We start from the raw sequence: 1,306 nt of genomic DNA, 5'->3' as shown, positions 1-1,306 counted from the left end.
ATCGAACTGGGCGAGGTCGAAGCACAAATATTGAAAGTGGAGGACGTGCAAGAGGTCATCGTCCTGGCCCAAGCGGATGAGCAGGGACAAAACCAACTGGTGGCGTACTATGTCGCTGAAAGAGACGTCAGCGCGGGTGAGCTGCGCAGCTTGCTGGGTGAGGAGCTGCCCAACTACATGGTGCCTTCATACTTCATCCAGCTGAAGCAGATGCCGCTGACACCGAACGGCAAAATCGACCGCAAGGCCCTGCCAGCACCGGAGGGTAGCCTGCAAAGCGGAGCGGATTATGTAGAGCCGCGCACAGCACTGGAGCAGACGTTGGTTTCGATTTGGCAGTCTGTCTTAGGAGCGAAGACAATCGGGATTTTGGATAATTTCTTTGACCTCGGCGGCGATTCGATCAAAGCGATCCAGGTATCGTCCCGCTTGCTGCAAGCGGGCTACAAGCTGGACATGAAGGATTTGTTCCAATATCCGTCCATTTCGCTGCTGAGCGGTCGTGTACAAAAAGTGAGCCGTACGACCGATCAGGGCGAGATATCAGGCAGCGTCAAGCTGACCCCGATCCAGCAGTGGTTCTTTGGACAAGCCTCGGCAGAGCCGCATTATTTTAACCAGTCGGTGATGCTGCATCGAGCAGAAGGCTTTGACGAAGCCGCATTGCATCACACGGTGACCAAGTTGACGGAGCATCATGATGCGCTGCGTATGGTCTTCCGTCAGACCGAACAGGGCTATGAAGCGTGGAATCGCGGTATGAATGAAGGCGAGCTGTATCATCTGGACGTTGTGGATTTGACAGGCGTCGAAGATGCGGCAGATGTTGCGATGGCGATGGAAACGAAAGCCAATGCCATCCAAAGCTCGATTCGTCTAGACGAAGGACCGCTGGTGAAGCTGGGACTTTTCCGCTGCATGGATGGAGATCATTTACTGATTGCCATTCACCATTTGGTTGTAGACGGCATTTCATGGCGGATTGTGTTTGAGGATTTTGCGACTGGATATGAGCAGGCCGTTCGGGGAGAAGCGATTCGCTTGCCATATAAAACGGATTCGTTCTCCACTTGGGCAGAGCGTTTGTCTCAATATGCCAACAGTCCGGCCATCGACAATGAACGCGAATATTGGCAGCGTCTTGCCCACGCGGAAGTCGCATCGCTACCTAAAGATCAAGAAAGAGCGGCAGGACAGCATTTTTGGGTCAGAGACAGTGAGACGGTGAGCGTGGCGTGGAGCGAACAGGACACCCGACTGCTACTGCAGGAAGCACATCGTGCATACCACACCGAGGTCAATGATC

General features: G+C 53.8%; 1 protein-coding gene. It reads left to right on the top strand.

Annotation, left to right across the window (positions count from 1 at the left end; genetic code table 11):
* Positions 1 to 1,306: condensation domain-containing protein (locus HFE01_RS26320; RefSeq protein WP_243208287.1), on the top strand; the 1,306-nt coding region annotated here is incomplete at both ends.

The organism is Paenibacillus sp. EKM10P, assembly GCF_011800655.1.
In the GTDB taxonomy this organism is placed as follows: domain Bacteria; phylum Bacillota; class Bacilli; order Paenibacillales; family Paenibacillaceae; genus Paenibacillus; species Paenibacillus polymyxa.
This window is presented reverse-complemented; position numbering and strand designations above follow the sequence as displayed.